Source organism: Streptomyces sp. NPDC058045, assembly GCF_042885635.1.
In the GTDB taxonomy this organism is placed as follows: domain Bacteria; phylum Actinomycetota; class Actinomycetes; order Streptomycetales; family Streptomycetaceae; genus Streptomyces.
This window is the reverse complement of the sequence record NZ_JBHVRR010000110.1, coordinates 1-3,325: the sequence shown is the minus strand read 5'-3', so window position 1 is coordinate 3,325 and position 3,325 is coordinate 1. Positions and strand designations below refer to the sequence as shown.

Sequence of the window (3,325 nt, the reverse complement as noted above, 5' to 3'; positions counted from 1 at the left end):
GCCCCTCGCCAATTCGTCCGGCGCGGTGGTGGGTTGCCGCCCGCGCCGCGCTGGCTGAAGCACCCGATCCCGGCCGCGGCGGCTGTTTCTTGGCGGAAGCCGCGTTGGCCGAAAAGAAGTGCACGGCCGTGCCGGAGTGTGAACGGCCGGGCGTACGGCCGTAGTTGGCGAAGTCGCCGGGCGTCATACGGGGCGTCGGACGCTGGCCTGCGTCGACGTGGTGCCTCCCTACCGCTATGGTGATGAAAACCATTGTCGTTTATGTGTGGGGGCTTGGCGTGATGAGACGTTGGCTGGCTGCTGCTGCGGCCGGAACAAGCGTGCTGGCGGTGGCTGCGACGGTGTCGGCGCACGAGGACGAGCCTCGGGTGCCGGAGGTGAAGCAGGTGAAGGAGCGGTTGCTGGTCTCGGACTCCGAGACGGGCGATGTCGTGGTGATCGACGACGGTGCGGTGGGGGACAGGATCTCGACCCCGCCCGCGCCCCTCAGCCTGGCGCGCAGCGAAGACGGACGGACGGCGGTGGCGATGCGCGGCCGCAACACCGACCGCGACCATGTCACCTTCATCGACACCGGCTACGACGAGAAGACCGGGGACGCGCGCCGTGCCTTTGTGGCCCGTACCTGGATCGCCCGGTCCCCGGGTGGGGTGAGCAACGGGCGGATACCCGAGCTCGGCGGGCGGATCGGCGTCTCCGAGGAAGGCGCGGGCTCGATCACCTTCGTCAACCCGACCGGGCTCTCGGGGCTCGGCGACAGCGACAGCAAGACGCTGAAGCTGGCCGGGCCGGGACACTACGCCTTTGTGACCGGCCGCGACGGACAGGGCGAACCGGTGCTCGCCGCCGGCCATCTCGGGCGCGGCGGCGTGGAGTTGCTCGACCCGGCGAACGGCCGGCAGACGGCATGGGTGGGCGGTTGTCCCGTCCTGCACGGCGGCACCACTGACGCCACCGGCCGGCGGGCGATCTTCGGCTGCGCCGACGGGCTGCTCAGTGTGGACCTCGCCGACCACACCAGCACCAAGACGCCGTACCCGGCCAAGGTGCGCGCCGCCAACTTCCAGACCGGTCCGGACGGCATCCGCTGGGGGACGACGGAGGGGGCGCAGACGAGTATCCAGCGCATCGACACCTCCGGCCGGCAACCGACCATCGAGACGTTCGACCTCGCGGTCAAGGGCGAGCGCCGCACCCAGCTCCGTACCACGGTGACCCAGGGCGGGAAGCGGTTGCTGGTGCTCACCCACCAGGGCTGGTTGCAGATCCGCGACGGACGTACGGGCGCGCTGCGGCGGGAGGTCCGGGTGGATCGGCCGTACCCGCTCGACTACCACGAGCACACGGACAAGGCCGAGATGCCCGACCTCGCCACCGGCAACGGCACGGTCCATGTGTCGCTGCCGCGCAGCGGCCGTCTGCTCACCGTCGATCTCGACAGCGGCAAGGTCGTACGCCGGGTCGACCTCGGCGGGATGCCGACCCGCATCGTCCGGTTGGCCATGACCCCGTAGCGGAGTTCACGGACGGCTGGCTCCCGGACTCGGGTGAGCCGGCGAGACCGCCGGAGTTCAGAGCTCGGCCACTGCATGGCATGTCCTGGGGGAATGCCATCGGTGGCCGGGCTCTCGGCGTGCTCATACCGGTCCGGCGGGTCGTGTGACCTCGGTGGTGTCGCGTCACCGGACTGCGACAGCGATGTCCTGGAACGAAGACAGCGGGAGCCTGCCGGATCCCGGAGCCCTCATAGTGATCAAGAAAGCACCGAGAGGCCGGGTCGACCACTTCGGCCTCAACTACCCGTAACACAGGGGGATTTCATGTCCGGCAGCCGTCGTAAGGCCCTTCTTGTCTCCGTCGCCCTCGTCGGCGGCACCATGCTGATGACGGCGTGCCAGGACTCGGACGCGCAGGGGTCCTCGTCCACCACTCCGGACAGCAAGCCTACCAACTCGTCCAGCTCTTCCGGTTCGTCCAACTCCGACAGCGGCAACGACTCCGACGCGGCGGGCAAGGAGACCGAGGCCGCGGCCGGTTCCGCCCCGAGCGCCAGTGCCAGCTCCGGCTCCGGCAAGGGTGGGCGGCAGTCGGTCGGGCAGAGCTGTGGTGCCAATGACATCTCCTGGAGCACCAAGTCCGAGTCCCAGGCCGGTGGTTACATCCTGATCACCGCCAAGGCCAAGCCCGGAATCACCTGCTACCTGCCCGCAGGGCTGCCGACCGTGGCATTCGGATCCGACGGCACCCAGGCGGGTCCCGCCGAGCAGAGCGCCGGGCCGCAGATCAAGCTGAGCCAGGGCGTCAGCGTCTACGCCGGGGTGAACCCGAAGACCACCAAGGAGAACGGCGGCAAGGAACTGGACAGCATCATCGTCGCCGTGGGTGACGACGACCCCAACCCGGTCTCCCTGCGGGTCGGCACCATCACCGTCGACAAGCCCATCGTCACCAACTGGCACACCGACCCGTCGGACGCCGTTCCCTTCAACTGACGGTGAGGCGGGCGATGCCGAGCATGGCGTGTTGGACACCGTCACCTTTCGGACGGCAGTCGCGCAGTATCTTCCAGCCCGCGTGGTTCTGTCGACGGCGGCCTTCGCACCGGACAGCTACCACGCCGAACGGGCTGTCCAGGACGCCTCCGACGCCGTGATCACACCAGCCACAGCGAGATCGTCTCAAAGGTCGACGGCATGGCACGATGACCGCCATGTCAGGTCAGGTCTGGGTGTCACTGATATCGCTGGGCGGCGTTGTCCTCGGCGGCTTGTTGTCCTACCTCGTTCAACACGCGACTCAACTCTCGGCGGAACGCGCTGAACAGCGACGGCAGGGGATCACCGTGTCGGGGCCCGGCGCGGGGAACGTCTGGCGCTGCTGGAGCGGTTCATCGGGTTGGGGGCCGAGGCCGAACGCGCCGCCTTCAGGCGGGCGTACTCCCTCGACCTCAACCGGGCCGTGTGGGAAGGCTTGCCCGGCGGCGAGAGTGTGCGGGACTACCTTGAGGACAACCGGCTGGCGTTTCTCGACGCGGCCCGAGAGGTCATGGGGTAGTACACCACCACTGCCAAAGGATCTTTTGCGAAACAGCCCTTAGTGTTCTCCCATGGTGATGGGGGCTGAGGGCCATGTGGTCGATGGAAGATTCGAGTTGCTGGAGCGGCTCGGTGGTGGTGGGATGGGGTTGGTGTGGCGGGCGCGGGATCTGGTTCTGCGTCGTGAGGTGGCGTTGAAGGAAGTGCGGCCGCCTGACCCGGAGTTGTTGCGTCAGCGGCCTGATGCGGCGGAGATGTTGCGGCAGCGGGTGTTGCGTGAGGCGGTGTCG

General features: G+C 68.4%; 3 protein-coding genes and 2 pseudogenes. 4 read left to right on the top strand and 1 reads right to left on the bottom strand.

Going from position 1 to position 3,325, the window contains the following annotated elements:
- Positions 1-187, bottom strand: a 187-nt coding sequence (locus ACFVST_RS29245; protein WP_390156618.1) for a hypothetical protein, incomplete at its 3' end; no start/stop codon positions are given.
- Positions 188-329: 142 nt separating this feature from the next.
- Between ACFVST_RS29245 and ACFVST_RS29240 the strand changes: the two genes are divergently transcribed.
- The 4 genes and pseudogenes from ACFVST_RS29240 to ACFVST_RS29225 all read left to right on the top strand — a co-directional run.
- Positions 330-1,514, top strand: a complete 1,185-nt coding sequence (locus tag ACFVST_RS29240) for a hypothetical protein (RefSeq protein WP_390156617.1) — start codon at positions 330-332, stop codon at positions 1,512-1,514.
- A gap of 306 nt (positions 1,515-1,820) precedes the next feature.
- Positions 1,821-2,492: a DUF4232 domain-containing protein gene (locus ACFVST_RS29235; protein WP_390156616.1), complete on the top strand. Its 672-nt coding sequence runs from the start codon at positions 1,821-1,823 to the stop codon at positions 2,490-2,492.
- A 209-nt stretch (positions 2,493-2,701) separates the two neighbouring features.
- A pseudogene (locus ACFVST_RS29230) lies at positions 2,702-3,054 on the top strand (hypothetical protein).
- Positions 3,055-3,106: 52 nt separating this feature from the next.
- Positions 3,107-3,325, top strand: a pseudogene (locus ACFVST_RS29225) (serine/threonine protein kinase); the annotation flags it as partial.

Coding starts and splice junctions, on each gene's coding strand:
- ACFVST_RS29235 (WP_390156616.1), top strand. CDS start 1,821: ATGTCCGGCAGCCGTCGTAAGGCCCTTCTTGTCTCCGTCGCCCTCGTC.